This window comes from Buttiauxella sp. JUb87 (assembly GCF_004361975.1).
Lineage (GTDB): Bacteria > Pseudomonadota > Gammaproteobacteria > Enterobacterales > Enterobacteriaceae > Buttiauxella > Buttiauxella ferragutiae.
In genome coordinates, this window is sequence record NZ_SNVY01000004.1 from 45511 (window position 1) to 60652 (window position 15142).

General features: G+C 51.5%; 14 protein-coding genes. 6 read left to right on the top strand and 8 right to left on the bottom strand.

What is annotated here, in order from left to right:
* Nucleotides 1-141: 141 nt before the first annotated feature.
* On the top strand, nt 142-900 hold the full coding sequence (hutC, locus tag EC843_RS16030) for a histidine utilization repressor (protein WP_064547568.1): 759 nt from the start codon (nt 142-144) through the stop codon (nt 898-900).
* Here hutC and ves read toward each other — a convergent pair.
* Both ves and EC843_RS16040 read right to left on the bottom strand, forming a co-directional pair.
* On the bottom strand, nt 891-1436 hold the full coding sequence (ves, locus tag EC843_RS16035) for an environmental stress-induced protein Ves (RefSeq protein ID WP_064547570.1): 546 nt from the start codon (nt 1434-1436) through the stop codon (nt 891-893). The two genes, hutC and ves, sit on opposite strands and share 10 nt — an antisense overlap.
* Nucleotides 1436-2800 carry a formimidoylglutamate deiminase gene (locus tag EC843_RS16040; RefSeq protein WP_133522590.1) on the bottom strand — a complete coding sequence of 455 codons (1365 nt, stop codon included), beginning with the start codon at nt 2798-2800 and terminating at the stop codon, nt 1436-1438. The genes ves and EC843_RS16040 overlap by 1 nt, the downstream gene beginning before the upstream one ends.
* Nucleotides 2801-3005: 205 nt before the next feature.
* Between EC843_RS16040 and hutI the strand changes: the two genes are divergently transcribed.
* Together hutI and hutG are read left to right on the top strand one after the other, a co-directional pair.
* Nucleotides 3006-4235 (top strand): imidazolonepropionase, encoded by a 1230-nt coding sequence (hutI, locus tag EC843_RS16045; RefSeq protein ID WP_133522591.1) that lies wholly within the window; start codon nt 3006-3008, stop codon nt 4233-4235.
* Nucleotides 4219-5016 (top strand): N-formylglutamate deformylase, encoded by a 798-nt coding sequence (hutG, locus tag EC843_RS16050; protein ID WP_121815434.1) that lies wholly within the window; start codon nt 4219-4221, stop codon nt 5014-5016. The genes hutI and hutG overlap by 17 nt, the downstream gene beginning before the upstream one ends.
* A 177-nt stretch (nt 5017-5193) precedes the next feature.
* On the opposite strand, the gene spy is transcribed toward hutG, so the two are convergent.
* From spy to EC843_RS16080, 6 genes are all read right to left on the bottom strand, one after another.
* Nucleotides 5194-5676 carry an ATP-independent periplasmic protein-refolding chaperone Spy gene (spy, locus tag EC843_RS16055; RefSeq protein WP_064547577.1) on the bottom strand — a complete coding sequence of 161 codons (483 nt, stop codon included), beginning with the start codon at nt 5674-5676 and terminating at the stop codon, nt 5194-5196.
* Nucleotides 5677-6000: 324 nt separating this feature from the next.
* Nucleotides 6001-6966: a succinylglutamate desuccinylase gene (gene astE, locus EC843_RS16060; protein ID WP_133522592.1), complete on the bottom strand. Its 966-nt coding sequence runs from the start codon at nt 6964-6966 to the stop codon at nt 6001-6003.
* A gap of 11 nt (nt 6967-6977) precedes the next feature.
* Nucleotides 6978-8306 (bottom strand): N-succinylarginine dihydrolase, encoded by a 1329-nt coding sequence (gene astB / locus EC843_RS16065; RefSeq protein WP_133522593.1) that lies wholly within the window; start codon nt 8304-8306, stop codon nt 6978-6980.
* 2 nt (nt 8307-8308) lie between these two features.
* Nucleotides 8309-9781: a succinylglutamate-semialdehyde dehydrogenase gene (astD, locus tag EC843_RS16070; RefSeq protein ID WP_133522594.1), complete on the bottom strand. Its 1473-nt coding sequence runs from the start codon at nt 9779-9781 to the stop codon at nt 8309-8311.
* Entirely contained in the window at nt 9778-10812 is a 1035-nt protein-coding gene (gene astA, locus EC843_RS16075) for an arginine N-succinyltransferase (protein WP_064547585.1), read from the bottom strand. The genes astD and astA overlap by 4 nt, the downstream gene beginning before the upstream one ends.
* Nucleotides 10809-12029 carry an aspartate aminotransferase family protein gene (locus tag EC843_RS16080; RefSeq protein WP_064547587.1) on the bottom strand — a complete coding sequence of 407 codons (1221 nt, stop codon included), beginning with the start codon at nt 12027-12029 and terminating at the stop codon, nt 10809-10811. The genes astA and EC843_RS16080 overlap by 4 nt, the downstream gene beginning before the upstream one ends.
* Before the next feature lie 530 nt (nt 12030-12559).
* Between EC843_RS16080 and EC843_RS16085 the strand changes: the two genes are divergently transcribed.
* From EC843_RS16085 to EC843_RS16095, 3 genes are all read left to right on the top strand, one after another.
* The gene (locus tag EC843_RS16085; RefSeq protein WP_133522595.1) at nt 12560-13432 is read left to right on the top strand and encodes a hypothetical protein; all 873 of its coding nucleotides are present in this window, start codon (nt 12560-12562) and stop codon (nt 13430-13432) included.
* Nucleotides 13433-13631: 199 nt separating this feature from the next.
* On the top strand, nt 13632-14438 hold the full coding sequence (gene xthA / locus EC843_RS16090; RefSeq protein ID WP_064547592.1) for an exodeoxyribonuclease III: 807 nt from the start codon (nt 13632-13634) through the stop codon (nt 14436-14438).
* Between the two features lie 18 nt (nt 14439-14456).
* Complete coding sequence (locus EC843_RS16095; protein ID WP_121815431.1) at nt 14457-15116, top strand: TVP38/TMEM64 family protein; 660 nt, start codon at nt 14457-14459, stop codon at nt 15114-15116.
* Nucleotides 15117-15142 lie beyond the last annotated feature (26 nt).

A 15142-nucleotide genomic window follows, 5' to 3' on the forward strand; every position in this document is an offset into this window, starting at 1 on the left:
CAATTCATATGAACGTATATGGTTGTATAGACAACCTAACGAATAAACCCAAATGACCGCCAGCAGGTAATAGGTAATTTTTATTGAACAGTGAGCGAGATCCCGCTTTCACCGCAAAATGCCATTTTTAAGGAACCGTTGATGTCAGATACGCAGCCTCTTGCCCAACTACGCGCCGCTATCAGTGATTTGCCCGCGCCGATTTACTTGCGGGTTAAGCAGGCGATTATTAGCCAGATTCGCAGCGGCAGCTGGCTTGCTCATCAGCGCGTGCCGTCGGAAACTGAGTTGGTGAATGCGCTCAATGTCAGCAGAATGACCATCAACCGCGCGCTTCGCGAGCTGACCGGAGAAGGTTGGCTGGTGCGGATGCAGGGCGTCGGGACGTTTGTGGCCGAGCAAAAAGGCCATACCGCAATGCTGGAAGTGGGCAGCATTGCCGAGGAGATCGCCGCGCGCGGTCACCATTATCGCAATCAGGTCGTGGTACTTGAACAAGTGCAAGCCGATGAAAAACTGGCACACGCCTTTTCAGTGAACATTGGCGAGCCGCTGTTTTATTCGCAACTGGTTCATTACGATAACGATATGGCGGTACAGCTTGAAACGCGGTATGTGAATCCGGCGCTGGCCGCAGATTATTTACAGCAAGATTTCCGCACCATCACCCCGCACCATTATTTGAGCAAGGTTGCGCCGTTAACCTCGGGCGAACATATCGTCGAAGCGGTGCTGGCGGATGAAACACAGCAAGGGCTGCTCGAAGTGACTGCCAGCCAGCCTTGCCTGTTGATTCAACGGCGAACCTGGCATCATTCGCAGGTGGTGACGGTGGCCCGGCTGTTGTATCCGGGCACGCGTTATCAGTTAGTGGGGAGTTTCAGCAGTAGTCAGAGGTAAGTGATTTCGCTAAACAGCAATTTCCCTTCGGTTTTCAGCAAGCGCAAAGTGTGGCGGCCATCTTGCCACCACGCGCCTTGCTCCGGCGTCAGCAGTTTGTCACCCAGTTGCCATTCACCACTCAACACATACACAATGCCGCCACGCGGGGCGAAAGTGGTGAATGTGCGGTCGGCAACGCGCACTTTGGCGCGGCAACGGTCACGATGGGTCATGATATTAAAATCCATCGACATCCCCTGTTTCAGCTCGGCTTTTACGGTGTAATCCCCGGCAAAGGCAAACGGCTGAAAGTGCTTAAGGGTGTGACGAAACGCCTTTCCGGCATCCAGAACGACTTCGCCGCCTTCAAGCAAAGTGATAACACGGTCGACCTGCGGGAAAGCCGAAAACTCGCCGCTACTGGCGATTGAGGCAATACTGGCGCGCCAGTTGAAATCACGCGTTGCAGGCGGAAAGCAGCAAATTTCTCGGGTTTCTCCGGCCCCGTTTCGCCACAAGCTGACGGGCACTTTCCGTATATCAAAGAATTCCATCACCACTCCTGAAGGGTGCGCATTACCTGCGCAAACTGTGTGTTGCTTTGTTCATCGAGCGGGTGCTGCCGGTCAGAAATTATCTGTTTTCCAGCCACCCACACATCTCTAATTTGGTCACTGCGTCCAGCAAACAACCAGCGGTTAATCAGCGCGTAATCGGCAATATTTGCCAGCCAGGAATCGCGTTCGAGCACTAACCAGTCGGCACGTTGCCCAGGCGCTATCATCCCCATGGTCACCCCGCATGCTTGCGCTCCGCCTACTGCCGCCTGGCGCCAGAGCACTTCTCCAACCTGCGGTAGTTCCGGCAACACGATGCGATTACGACGTTTGTCGCGCAGACGCTGCGCGTACTCGAGCCAGCGTAATTCTTCCAGCGCATTCACTGAAACATGGCTGTCGGAACCAATCCCCCAATGCCCGCCCTGGGCGATGAAATTCGTCGCCGGGAAGATACCATCGCCGAGATTCGCTTCGGTAGTCGGACACAAGCCCGCCACCGCGCGGCTTTCGACAATTTGGGTCAACTCTTCAGCCGACAAATGCGTGGCGTGAACCAGGCACCAGCGGTCATCGACGGCAAAGCGGTTAAACAGCCATTCCACCGGGCGTTCACCACTCCAGGCCACGCAATCATTCACTTCTTTTTCTTGCTCGGCAATATGGATATGCACCGGCAAGCGATAGTCGCTCGCTTCCAGGACATCTTCCATTTGCTCTTGCGTCACCGCCCGCAACGAGTGGAAACACAGGCCGTGATTAATATGCGGATAGCGACGTAATGCGGTGCCCAGTGCTTGTTGCTGGCGCAAATAACGGTCGACATCCTGAATAAATCTTTTCTGACCGGGTTGTGGTGGCTGCGCCCCAAAGCCCGCATGGCTATACAGCACCGGCAATAGCGTTTGCCCTATTCCGCTGTTATCGGCAGCAAGCAGCAATTGCTGTAGCATCAAATCACCAGACGCGTACGGTTTTCCGTTAATGTCATGATGTAAATAATGAAATTCAGCGACCTGCGTGTAACCGCCCTTGAGCATATCGATATATAAATGCGTGGCAATCGCACCGACTTGCTCTGGGGACAATTTCTGCACCATGCGGTACATCATGTCGCGCCACGTCCAGAAACTGTCCTGCGGGTCGCCCGCCACTTCAGTCAGCCCGGCCATCACCCGCTGAAAAGCGTGCGAATGTAAATTCGAGATAGAAGGAATCACCACGCCCGCCAGCAGCGTGGCATTCTCACCAGACGCGCCAACCTCGACATGAGTAATCGTCCCTTGTTCATTGACGCTAATACGCACGTTGTGCCCCCAACCTTGCGGGAGCATGACCACTGGAGCAAAAAATGCTGGCATAGTTTTAATTCCTTCTTTTGCGATGACAATGATTTAGCGATTAATTCATGCCGACGCAATCCAAATTCATCGTTTGCTAAAAAATTGTGTGACGGACAACAAAATGAGCAGTTGCCCGGTGCTTTAGTCGCAACCTGGTTGCTCAACTTAATATGCTGCGCTAGGTTGTAGTCAATTGTCTATACAACCTGACGTGGAGAATGTCATGACCTACCCTCGCATCTGCGACAGCCTGTGGAGTGGCGCATCGCTTGTCACTATGAAAGACGGGCAGTACCACACGATTGAAGACGGTGTCATCGCGGTGCATCAAGGGAAAATCGTCTGGTTGGGTGCACGTCACGAACTCCTTGCCATTAAGGCGCAGGAACATCACCATTTTGATGGCGGGATTGTGACCCCTGGTTTTATTGATTGTCATACCCATCTGGTGTTCGGTGGCGATCGCAGTGCTGAATTTGAAATGCGTTTAAATGGCGTGAGCTATGCAGAAATTGCCGCAAAAGGTGGTGGGATCCTCTCCACGGTGCGCCACACGCGCGAAGCTGGCGAAGATGAACTGCTGAATTCGGCTCGTCAGCGTTTGCACCAGCTTTTGCAAGAAGGAGTGACGACAGTCGAAATTAAGTCAGGCTATGGGCTGGATATCGACAACGAAATCAAAATGCTGCGCGTGATTCGCAAACTTGGCGAAACATTGCCGGTCGAAGTGTATGCCACTTGTCTTGCCGCACATGCCATTCCACCGGAGTTCAGCGGCGATGGCGACAAATGGGTTGAAGTAGTCTGCGAACAACTTCTGCCGCGAGTCGCCGCCGAAAAGCTGGCGGATGCGGTGGATGCGTTTTGCGAGCATCTGGCTTTTAGCCCCGCGCAAACTGAAACCGTTTTTGCTACCGCCCGCGCTTTAGGCATGCCGGTAAAACTTCATGCCGAACAACTTTCCGCTCTCGCGGGCAGTAGCCTGGCGGCGCGTTACCAGGCGTTATCTGCCGATCATCTGGAATACGCCACCGAGGCTGACGCACAAGCAATGGCCGCAGCCAATACCGTTGCGGTGCTGTTGCCGGGGGCATTTTATCTGTTACGGGAAAAACAGCAGCCACCAGTGGCATCATTTCGAAAATATGGCGTGCCGATGGCGGTCGCCAGTGATATGAATCCAGGCACCTCTCCGGCGCTCTCATTACGTTTAATGTTGAATATGGCCTGCACCCTGTTTGGCTTAACGCCTGAAGAAGCGCTGGCGGGTGTGACGTTGCATGCCGCGCAGGCTTTGGGGATTCGTGAAAGCCACGGCAGTCTTGAGTGCGGGAAAGTTGCTAACTTTGTGCACTGGCCCGTGGCGCGTCCTGCAGAACTGGTCTATTGGTTAGGGGGGCAACTGCCCTGCACCGTGATTTATCAGGGAGAGAAACGTGACAGCACCTTTTAATTTCAGCCGAGGGAAACTGCCGATCCTTATCAGCATTCCTCACGCAGGCACGGCTCTAACGCCAGAAGTTGAGTCGGCGTTAAGCGATGCAGCAAAACCATTGCCAGATACCGACTGGCATATCCCAAAACTTTATGACTTCATCCATACGTTGGGCGGCAGCGTGATTAGCGGTAACTATTCGCGCATGGTTATCGATTTAAACCGCCCCGCCGATGATAAACCGCTCTACACCACCGCCACTACCGGGTTGTATCCTGAAACGTTGTTTGATGGAACGCCGGTTTTTATCCCCGGTAAAGAACCCAGCCAGCAGTCGCGCAAAGCAGCGCTGGACAATATCTGGCAGCCTTATCATCTGCAATTACAAAGCGAGCTGGAAAGAATGAAAGCCGAGCATGGCTACGCGCTGTTGTTTGACGCGCATTCTATTGCCAGCCAGATTCCGCGTTTGTTTGAAGGGAAACTACCGGATCTCAATTTCGGGACCAACGGTGGCAAGAGTTGTGATGAGCTGATTGAAGAGCATCTGGTGGCTTGCGCGGCTTCGCAGAAACAGTTTAGTTGGGTAGCGAATGGGCGTTTCAAAGGGGGCTACATTACCCGTGCTTACGGGCAACCCGCTCAAGGGGTCCACGCGGTGCAACTGGAACTGGCGCAGTGCAATTATATGGATGAACAGCCGCCATTCGCATGGCGCGGCGATCGTGCGCAGCAACTGCAACCGTTGCTCGAACAGCTTATTCGTTCGATGTTGAGTAGTGCGCAGCAAATAGCCTGAGTGGCGAGTCGTTAATGGTGGATGACGCTGCGCTTATCCACCCTACAAAAAATTTGAAGATTAAGATATTTACCCTAAATAATTCGAGTTGCAGGACGGGTAAAAGAAAACCGCCGGTTCTGCCCACTGCGATAACGCTTTGTGGACAAAACCGGCGGTCTTAAGTCAATCGATCAGTTATTCCTGATCTGCAGGCATTTTACCTTCATGTTGAGGGCGTTCTGTCAGACGCTTCTCAAAATTGGCATTAAATTGTTTTTTCTGCTCCGGCGTCAGAATGTTGTAGATCTTATTCTGCGCTTCCATATGAGCCATCATGCGAGCTTTGTTCTGTTCAGCCATTTTATCGACTTGCGCCTGTGCTTTGGCTTTATCGAAGCTGTCGCTGGTGATGATGTTGTGCGCCGCACGACGTTCTTCTACTGAAGGACGCTCCATTTTACCGCGCTGTTCTTTCATGATGTCACGCACTTGCTGTTTCTGCGCGTCGGTCAGGTTCAGGTCCTTAAACATCATATCGTGGTTGCCGCCACGCATACCTTTATGGTGCATCATTGGTGCATCCGTTTTGGCCGCCGTGGTGGTGTCAGCTGCATGAGCCAGATTTGCCGCGCCCAGAGCCAGAGTTGAAGCAACAAAGAGAGCTGTTAGTTTACGCATATTGTTTATTCCTGTTCTGATTTCTATTACGACAAGGTTTGCCGCGTTGACGAAATTAAGTCTACGGTGTTCTGCGTCAAGTAATAGTCCGCATCGGTAAAGCATTGCAAGGGTAAAAAACAAATTTGCAGCAATTATGGAGAGAATAAGGATAAAGCAGGCAGGAATTGCAACAGAATATAACAAAGCGATGATTTTAAAGGAATTATGAAGAGAGTGTAGCGTAATTAGAATGTTGAATAAAGCATCGAATAAGAATTATCTGCATCTTATTGTCAGCAAGGGTGATTATTTATTGGCCTCAGAATTCGAGGCCAGAAATAATCATATCTCGCGCAGCATTAAACCGGCTCGCAATCCAATTGCCACCTTCGGATTCGGGAATAAAACAAACTCGATATCCTCTTTCACGACATAGCGCGTGTCGCCATCTTCAGCCAGCAAAGTGCCTTTTGGGAACCCGGTGAAGTTTTGCGTTTGCGCTGACATATGCAGCGCAAAGTCATCGCTCAGGCGCGTGATCTGCTGCGCCACTTTGTAACGTAGCGGTTTGCTCTCGGCACAAGGAGATGTTTCACCGCTCAACAACGCCTGCAACGCCTGGCGGGTCACTTCAAACTGGCTAAGATCGTTTTCACCAAACGGTTGTGCTTTCCCCAGCTCCAGCGTGCAGCTCTGCGCATTAAAATGCTCGCTACTGAAATGGGTAAATGTGCCGCCCGGTTCCTGATGAAACACCAGCGCTTGCAAACCGGCACAGCCTAACCACGTGAGAAACTCCTCATCGTAAGGCAAAGCGCGCGCCGGTAACACGCCAAAACGCGGGTGGTACGAGCTGCGGATCGCAGTGTGCATATCCAGATGCCAGCAAGTCGTCTCTTCGCACTCGGCCAGAAACAGATCTAACGCATGCTCCAGGCGACAGGCACGCTGCGTTTCCACGCTTTCCGGGAACTGCTGCCAGCCGCCGCCAAACATGCGATTCATATCACTGTGTTGATAACGCTGGTTGCTTCGCAACGCCGCAGGGTTGCCGAGGATCACCAACACCCGCCACTGCAAAGCCATCTTGCCTGCCAGAAGGCTGTCCACTAACTGCGCGAGGATTTCCACCGGTGCAGTTTCGTTACCATGAATGCCCGCCGATAACACCAGCGTTTTTTCCACGCTTTGATGTGGAATAAGGGTCAAAATCCCTTCATCCCACCATTGCCAATGCAGATGAGTATTCTTACCTGCGCTATGAGTTGGCACTTTCCCTGCCAGGGTTTGCGCCAGAAAATCCAACATTGTGCCTCCAGCTATTGCTGAAACGGATAAACAGAACCTAAGTCTAGTATACGCGTCAGTTCATCGAGTGCTTCGCGACCTTCACGCAGTAATTGCGGATCGGCTAAATCGGCCTGCGTTAACTGGTCACGATACCAGCGATCTACCCAGTTATTGAGCGTGACAAACAAAGTGTCGTTCATCATGACCGCAGGATTAACCGCTTGTTGCTCGGCATCGTTGAGCACCACGCGTAAGCGTAAACACGCAGGCCCACCGCCATTCGCCATGCTTTCACGCAGATCAAACACTTTCAGTTCACTGATTGGGTTATCTGCCGCCAGCACTTCATTAAGGTAGCGCCACACACCCGCGTGCTGGCGTGACTCTTCCGGCAACACCAACGTCATGCTGCCATCGTCACGGCTGAGCAACTGGCTGTTAAACAGGTAGGTTGCCACCGCATCCGCCACCGATACTTTATCGCCCGGAACTTCAATGGCGCTAAAACCAGGCACTCTTTCACGCAACTGTTGGTAAAGCGCCTCTTGATGCAAAAATGCCTGCTCGTGGCAGAACAGCACCTCGCGATTAGATACCGCAATTACGTCGTTGTGGAAAACGCCCTGGTCGATAACCGCTGGGTTTTGTTGTGCGTAGACTGCTAATTCAGGTTTGACCTGATTCAGGCGCGCCACCGCCAGGCTTGCTTCTAACGTCTGGCGAGCGGGGTAACGTGCCGGAGCCTGTCCGGCTTTGGCCTCTTCCCTGCCGTAAACAAACAGTTGGGTGGATGGCTCACCATACGCACCGCCAAGGCGGTTATGGTTAGCCGCCCCTTCATCGCCAAACATCGCCACTTGCGGCAATGCAGCGTGTACAGAAAAATGCTGCTGGTTACGGAAGATGGCGCGCAGTACGTTTTCAGTAGTGGGCGCTTCACTGGCACGATGGAATTTGTTGTTAAGATTCGCCACCGTGAAATGCACTTTGCCATCTAAGCTGTCCGCCGACGGGCAAACCGTTGCTGCGTTCGCCACCCACATAGATGAAGCGGAACTGACTGCCGATAACAGTTGCGGCGCTTGCTTTGCCACTCGCTCAATAATTTGCGCGTCAGTGCCGCTAAAACCTAACTGGCGCAGCAAAGGAATATTGGGTCTTTCTTGTGGCGCAATCACCCCTTGTGCAAAACCAGCATCCGCCAGCGCTTTCATCTTCAGCAAGCCTTGTTTCGCGGCAAGCTTCGGGTTGGAGACACGGAACTGGTGCTTCGTGGAAGCTTCGTTGCCGAAAGACAGCCCTGCGTAATGGTGGGTCAAGCCCACCAGTCCATCGAAATTAACTTCACGCGCTTTCATGATTATTCCTTACCGCTAAAATCAAGCCCAGGGCTGAGGGTGGCAGGCAGCGGGAATGACGGGCTTTCCAGTGTAGCCATTGGCCACGCGCAGTAATCTGCCGCATACCAGGCACTGGCACGATGGTTGCCAGATGCACCAACGCCGCCAAAGGGTGCCGCGCTGGAAGCTCCGGTTAACGGTTTATTCCAGTTCACAATCCCGGCTCGCGCTTCCAGTAACAGTTGCTCGAATTGCTCACGATGTGGCGAAATCAACCCGCTCGCCAGCCCATAACGAGTGTCATTGGCCATGGCAATCGCCTGGTCGAAATCGGTATAACGATAAACGGTCAGCAACGGGCCAAACACTTCTTCGTCTGGCACATTGGCGACACCCGTTAGTTCGACAATTCCCGGCGTTAGCAACGAGGTTCCGGCTTTCAGTAGCTTCGGCTCAAGCAACGCTTTGCCGCCGCGCGCGATATGCTCCTGCCAGCCGCTCAGCACGCGTTCAGCGGCCTGAACTGAAATTAGCCCGCCAATAAAGGGTTGCGGTACGGCGTCCCAGGCATCAGGGCGAATACGCGCCGCCACTTCTACCAGACGCTTCAGGAATACATCGCCCTGCGCGCCCTGTTTAACCAGCAAACGGCGCGCACAGGTACAACGCTGCCCGGCGGTGACAAATGCCGACTGAATCACCAGATGAACAGCTCCGTCGATATCCTGAGGATCTTCGACGATCAGCGGATTGTTTCCGCCCATTTCGAGCGCGAGAATTTTCTCCGGCTGCCCGGCAAACTGGCGGTGAAGTTGATAACCGGTATTCGCGCTGCCGGTAAACAACAAACCGTCGAGCGTTGGCTGTTGCGCTAACGCCTGCCCGGTTTCACGCCCGCCCTGCACCAGGTTCAGCACGCCATCCGGCACCCCTGCCTGTTGCCAAAGTTTCATCACCTGTTCGCCAATCAGCGGCGTCAGTTCACTTGGTTTAAAGACAATCGTGTTACCCGCCAACAAACCCGGCACGATATGCCCGTTTGGCAAATGCCCTGGGAAGTTATACGGGCCAAACACCGCTAACACGCCGTGCGGACGGTGGCGTAATGTAGCCGCGCCGTCTGGCATTTCGGTGTGAGTTTCGCCAGTACGCGTGTGGTAAGCCTTAATCGAGATGGCGATTTTGTTGATCATCGCCGTGATTTCGGTGGCCGCTTCCCAGCGCGGTTTGCCGGTTTCCTGAGAAATGGTGACGGTTAATGCTTCTTTGTTGGCCTCAAGCAGCGTGGCAAATTTCTCAACAATTGCCTGACGATGGGAAAACGGGCGTTTCGCCCATGCCGGAAATGCAACACGCGCCGCATCACACGCTTGCCCGACTTGCTGCGCATCCGCAGCAATGCCTTCCCACAGCAACTCGCCATTCACCGGATTATGCTTTTGCAGTGATTCACCCTGCCCGGAAAGCCATTGTCCATTAATCCACTGAGTCATACTTTTTTCTCCTCGGGGCACAAACGCACCAAACGAATCCGATCACCGGAGCTGCATTTCAGGGCATCAGCGGTTTGGGCATCAACAATCAGGCGGTCACCTTTTGGGTTCGCCTTAATCAACATGGCACGAAAATCATTATATTTTTCATTGGCGACCAGACACATTGGCAGCTCTTCGGTTGCCGGTTGTCCAATCACCAGTTCCACCAGGTGGCTTTTACGAATCGCGCGAACCCTGTCGATGTCGCATTCCAGCGTTGGCCCGCCGTCGAAAATATCCACGTAATTGCGGTAGCGGAAACCTTCCGCTTCGAGAACCGCTCGCGCTGGGGCCGTTTGCGGATGCACTTTACCAATCACCGCCCGTGCTTCGGCCGACAGGAAATCGGTATAAATAGGATGCTTTGGCATTAACTCGGCGATAAACGCTTTCTGCCCGGTGCCGCACAAGTAATCTGCACGGCTAAACTCCATTGAGAAGAAGCGGTTGCCGAGGCTTTCCCAAAACGGTGAATGGCCATGTTCATCAATCACGCCGCGCATCTCAGCGACCACTTTGTCGTTAAAACGATCGCGAAACGCTGCCATAAAGAGGAAGCGCGATTTAGACAGTAAGTAACCGTTGCCCTCTTTGCGCCAGTCAGCATCAAGGAATAACGTACAAAGCTCGCTGCTGCCGGTGTGATCGTGGCTGAGAAACAGCGTCGGCAACGCGTTGTAAATGTTCAGCTCTTTGGAAGCGTGAACATGTGTGCCAACGTGGTAATTGTACCAGGGGTCGTTTAACCCGACGGCAACTTCAATGGCGCAAATACCTACCACGCGTTCGGTTGAGGAATCTTCCAGGACGAAAACATAGCCCTGTTCGCCTTTTGGCAGGCCACCCTGCCAGGTATGAATGGAGCGTTCGATACGTGCCGACAGCGTTTTTTCATCCGCAGGCAGCGAGGTCAACCCGCCGCCTGTTTTACCCGCCAACGCCAGCAGCCCGGATATATCACCGCGCTCAACCGGACGGATAACCATCATGATTGCTCTCCCGCTAAGAAGCGTTCACAGGCGCGCTCAAAACGATCCAACCCTTGTTGCACTTCGCCTTCGCTGACAATTAATGCCGGTGCAAAACGCACCACATTCGCGCCAGCGATCAGCATCATCAAACCTTCATTCGCGGCAGCCTGTAAGATAAGTTTAGCTTTTCCGTTGTACTGTGGTTGCAATACGCAGCCAATTAACAACCCCAGGCCGCGCACTTCACTGAACAACTGATGCTTCTGGTTAATGTTGTTTAAACGCTCCACAAACCAGGCGTGACGCTGTTTCACGCCATTAAGCACTTCAGGCGTATTGATGATTTCCATTACTCGCCCGGCAACCGCACCCGCCAGCGGGTTACCGCCGTAAGTGGTGCCGTGGGTGCCCACCACCATCACTTTGGCGAATTTATCAGTCGTCAGCATGGCACCGATCGGGAAGCCGCCACCTAATGCTTTGGCGGTTGAAAGCACATCCGGCGTAATGCCGTAGTGCATGTAAGCGTACAGCTCGCCGGTACGGCCCACACCAGTTTGTACTTCATCGAAAATCAGCACTGCGTTGTGACGATCACACAGTTCGCGCAAGCCTTGCAGGAATGTTGGGTCAGCTGGCACCACGCCGCCTTCACCCTGCATCGGTTCCACAATCACCGCGCAGGTATTTTCATTAATCAGTTCACTGGCAGATTGCAGGTCGTTATAAATCGCGTGGCTGATTTGCGGTGGTAACGGGGCAAAATCTTGTGAATAAGCCGGTTGTCCACCAGCGGAAACAGTAAATAGCGTGCGGCCATGGAAGGCATTTTTGAAAGCAACGATGCCGCTTTTCTGCGGGCCAAAGTTGTCATGTGCGTATTTACGCGCCAGCTTTAAAGCCGCTTCATTGGCTTCAGCGCCGGAGTTGCAGAAGAACACTTTCTCGGCAAAAGTGGCATCAATCAGCTGTTTTGCGAGACGCAAAATCGGCTCGTTAGTGTAGCCATTGCCGGTATGCCAGAATTTTGCCGCCTGTTCTTCCAGCGCTTTGCGCAGTTCAGGATTGGCATGACCGAGAGCGTTCACTGCGATGCCGCCCGCGAAGTCGATGTAATCTTTGCCTTGCTGGTCCCATAACGTCGACCCTTCACCACGTACCGGAATAAAAGAAGCTGGGGCATAAACGGGCATCATCCAATCGTCGAAATTCTGGCGGGTAATTGACTGCGACATAGCGACCTCTTCCGGTAAATAAAAAGTTATTTGAATGTTAAATAATTGGGTGTTTGCGCTGTAAATGTAGATTGCACGCTTCGTGCCAGCCAGCGATATAAATGAATAGCACAGAGGTGTGATTGAAAAATCAATGAGTTACAAATACACACTATTCACATAAAGTGAATAATTAGTGCATAGTTTTATGGCAGTGTATGGATCGCAACACGAAAACAAGAAATATTATGCAGTAGTAAAATTTAATACTGGATTTGTGATCAATGCTGGGGTTTGCACTAAGTTTGTTGCACCAAAAAACCGCATACGCCCTTAAACAGGGCATAGCTGCTCCCGGAAGATTTGTCGGGTGAATGAATACAGCCAACGTGCATGAACTTGAAATATGGCGAGTGGTAGGTGTATTCCCATTTTTTTTATGCGTATGTATAATAAAAACCTAAATGCCCACCATTATAAATATAACATATATATTATTTATATACATGCCGTAAATATATAAACACTACACATCATTGGATGATGAAATAATGTTAACAAGCAAAGAGATAAAAATCGGAGAGAAACTGTTGCGTATAACACGCAACAGATGGTCAAATAAAGCCAGTGAATATATGCTCAGTCGTGGCTCACTATGGTATAGCAATGAGAGTTATCTGGCACAAAAAATGGTTCACGCACTAAGGGTGTCTGCCGGAGTTCGCTTTTCTTCCGCAAGCCATCTCTCTTTAAGTAATTACCATTTTTTACGGGAAATGCTCCACCCATTAAGCAGTCGTGAGAAAGTCTTTTTAAGCTATTTCATGGCTACACCTTTTTATGCTTTGCATGCCACAAACAATAATCGTGTCATTAATGACAAAGGAGATTTAGTCCTTTATTCACGCAAACAACTGATGGCTAAAGGAATCCCCTTCCCCTCAGAAAATAGTCATCCATTAGATGTCCACGGACTGGCAAATACAGACTATGTTTTCTTTTCGCTTGAAGCAGGATGTAGTCTTAAAAAAAACAGAAGCCGTTTTGGTAAAACATTCTTTAAAATTAATTACCAGCACTCACAATTTAGTAACTCATCAATGGTTTTACTTGATCAATTAACACTGGAAACACCGAGTTGTAAAATAAACGATCTCAGTGATTACTGTAAAAGCATGCTCGCCGATCGGGAAATACCCAGGACAGATATATTTTTCCAGGGCAGACAGTTTTCACTGCAAGGGTTAGCTCATTACATTATCGCTACCATTCGCTTATTGCCTGATGAAGATCAAAATATCCTCTTTGAAATGGTTAGCACCAACCAAATGAATAACTTAATCAATAGTTTTTTCCGCCCAGAAATCCGAGTTCCACGCATGGCAGCATTCAAAAAGGGGCAATTTACCGTCTATAAAAACTGATATTTTGTATAAAAATAACATCCCTGTTTTCTTTCCAGTTACAGCATTAGGCATGTAACTGGAATTCCAACAAAATCAATGCCCAAACCACTTGATTCAGCCATCGCGTAAATAATCCAAAGATGTCATCCTGTCCGGCATTTCTATCGATTTTCTGCTACCATCCTGCAACATTGTTAAGTAACCACGGCAGCGACTTATGAAATTCGTCTCTTTTAATATCAACGGCCTGCGCGCCCGTCCGCATCAACTTGAAGCCATTGTTGAACAGCATCAGCCTGACGTTATCGGTTTGCAGGAAACCAAAGTCCATGACGACATGTTCCCGCTCGAAGATGTCGCAAAGCTTGGCTACAACGTCTTTTATCATGGTCAGAAAGGCCATTACGGTGTGGCGCTGCTCACCAAAGAGACACCGATTTCGGTGCGCCGTGGCTTCCCTGGTGACGATGAAGAAGCACAACGCCGCCTGATCATGGCTGAAATCCCTTCGCCATTAGGTAACCTGACAGTGATTAACGGTTACTTCCCGCAGGGCGAAAGCCGCGACCATCCGACCAAATTCCCGGCCAAAGCGAAGTTCTACCAGGATCTGCAAAACTATCTCGACAGTTCTTTGAAGAAAGACAGTCCGGTGCTGATTATGGGTGATGTGAATATCAGCCCAACCGATCTCGACATCGGCATCGGCGAAGAGAATCGCAAACGCTGGTTGCGCACTGGTAAATGTTCCTTCCTGCCGGAAGAACGCGAGTGGATGGACCGCCTGATTAGCTGGGGCCTGGTCGACACCTTCCGTCATGCCAATCCGGATGCACAAGACAAGTTCTCATGGTTTGATTACCGCTCAAAAGGCTTCGATGACAACCGTGGTCTGCGTATCGACCTGCTGCTGGCGAGCCATCCGCTGGCTGAACGCTGTGTTGCGACCGGCATTGATTACGATATTCGTAGCATGGAAAAACCTTCAGACCACGCCCCCGTTTGGGCTGAATTTAAGCTGTAAGGGAAAACACCACATCCGATGCGTAAGTTACTGTTTGCCACGCTGGTTGTGGTTTTTGTCCTGCTCATCTTCTTTTTGCCGCCAGGCAGCCTGGCGGCACTGCAACACTATCAGGCACAGTTTTCTGACTGGCATCAGCAGCACCCGCTACAAACGGCGCTGGCTTTCTTTCTGATTTATGTGCTCGTCACTACCCTTTCAATTCCTGGCGCAACACTCTTAACGCTGTTGGCTGGCTCGCAGTTTGGGCTATTCCAGGGCACCGTACTGGTGGCGCTGGCGGCGACCTGTGGCGCAACGCTTGCCATGCTGATTAGCCGCTATTTATTACGCGCCTGGGTACGCCTTCGTTTCGCCACACCGATGGCTGCAATCAATAGCGGTGTGGAACGCGAAGGCTTGTACTATCTTTTTGCATTACGACTGACGCCCATTTTCCCGTTCTTTCTTATCAATTTGCTGATGGGCCTGACATCGGTCAAAACGCTGGGTTATTTTGCCGTTAGCCTTGTCGGGATGCTGCCGGCGATTGTGGTTTATCTCAATGCTGGCCGCCAATTGAGCCAGTTGCGTAGTCTTAGCGATATTCTTTCACCCGGTATGATGTTGATGTTCGCTCTGCTCGGCTTCCTGCCGTTGTTCTCGCGCTGGATAGTCCGCTTGCTGCGAAAATCATAAGGATCCCATTTTGCGTCTTTTAACGC

Coding starts and splice junctions, on each gene's coding strand:
- hutC (WP_064547568.1), top strand. CDS start 142: ATGTCAGATACGCAGCCTCTTGCCCAACTACGCGCCGCTATCAGTGAT.
- ves (WP_064547570.1), bottom strand. CDS start 1,436: ATGGAATTCTTTGATATACGGAAAGTGCCCGTCAGCTTGTGGCGAAAC.
- EC843_RS16040 (WP_133522590.1), bottom strand. CDS start 2,800: ATGCCAGCATTTTTTGCTCCAGTGGTCATGCTCCCGCAAGGTTGGGGG.
- hutI (WP_133522591.1), top strand. CDS start 3,006: ATGACCTACCCTCGCATCTGCGACAGCCTGTGGAGTGGCGCATCGCTT.
- spy (WP_064547577.1), bottom strand. CDS start 5,676: ATGCGTAAACTAACAGCTCTCTTTGTTGCTTCAACTCTGGCTCTGGGC.
- astE (WP_133522592.1), bottom strand. CDS start 6,966: ATGTTGGATTTTCTGGCGCAAACCCTGGCAGGGAAAGTGCCAACTCAT.
- astB (WP_133522593.1), bottom strand. CDS start 8,306: ATGAAAGCGCGTGAAGTTAATTTCGATGGACTGGTGGGCTTGACCCAC.
- astD (WP_133522594.1), bottom strand. CDS start 9,781: ATGACTCAGTGGATTAATGGACAATGGCTTTCCGGGCAGGGTGAATCA.
- astA (WP_064547585.1), bottom strand. CDS start 10,812: ATGATGGTTATCCGTCCGGTTGAGCGCGGTGATATATCCGGGCTGCTG.
- EC843_RS16080 (WP_064547587.1), bottom strand. CDS start 12,029: ATGTCGCAGTCAATTACCCGCCAGAATTTCGACGATTGGATGATGCCC.
- EC843_RS16085 (WP_133522595.1), top strand. CDS start 12,560: ATGTTAACAAGCAAAGAGATAAAAATCGGAGAGAAACTGTTGCGTATA.
- xthA (WP_064547592.1), top strand. CDS start 13,632: ATGAAATTCGTCTCTTTTAATATCAACGGCCTGCGCGCCCGTCCGCAT.
- EC843_RS16095 (WP_121815431.1), top strand. CDS start 14,457: ATGCGTAAGTTACTGTTTGCCACGCTGGTTGTGGTTTTTGTCCTGCTC.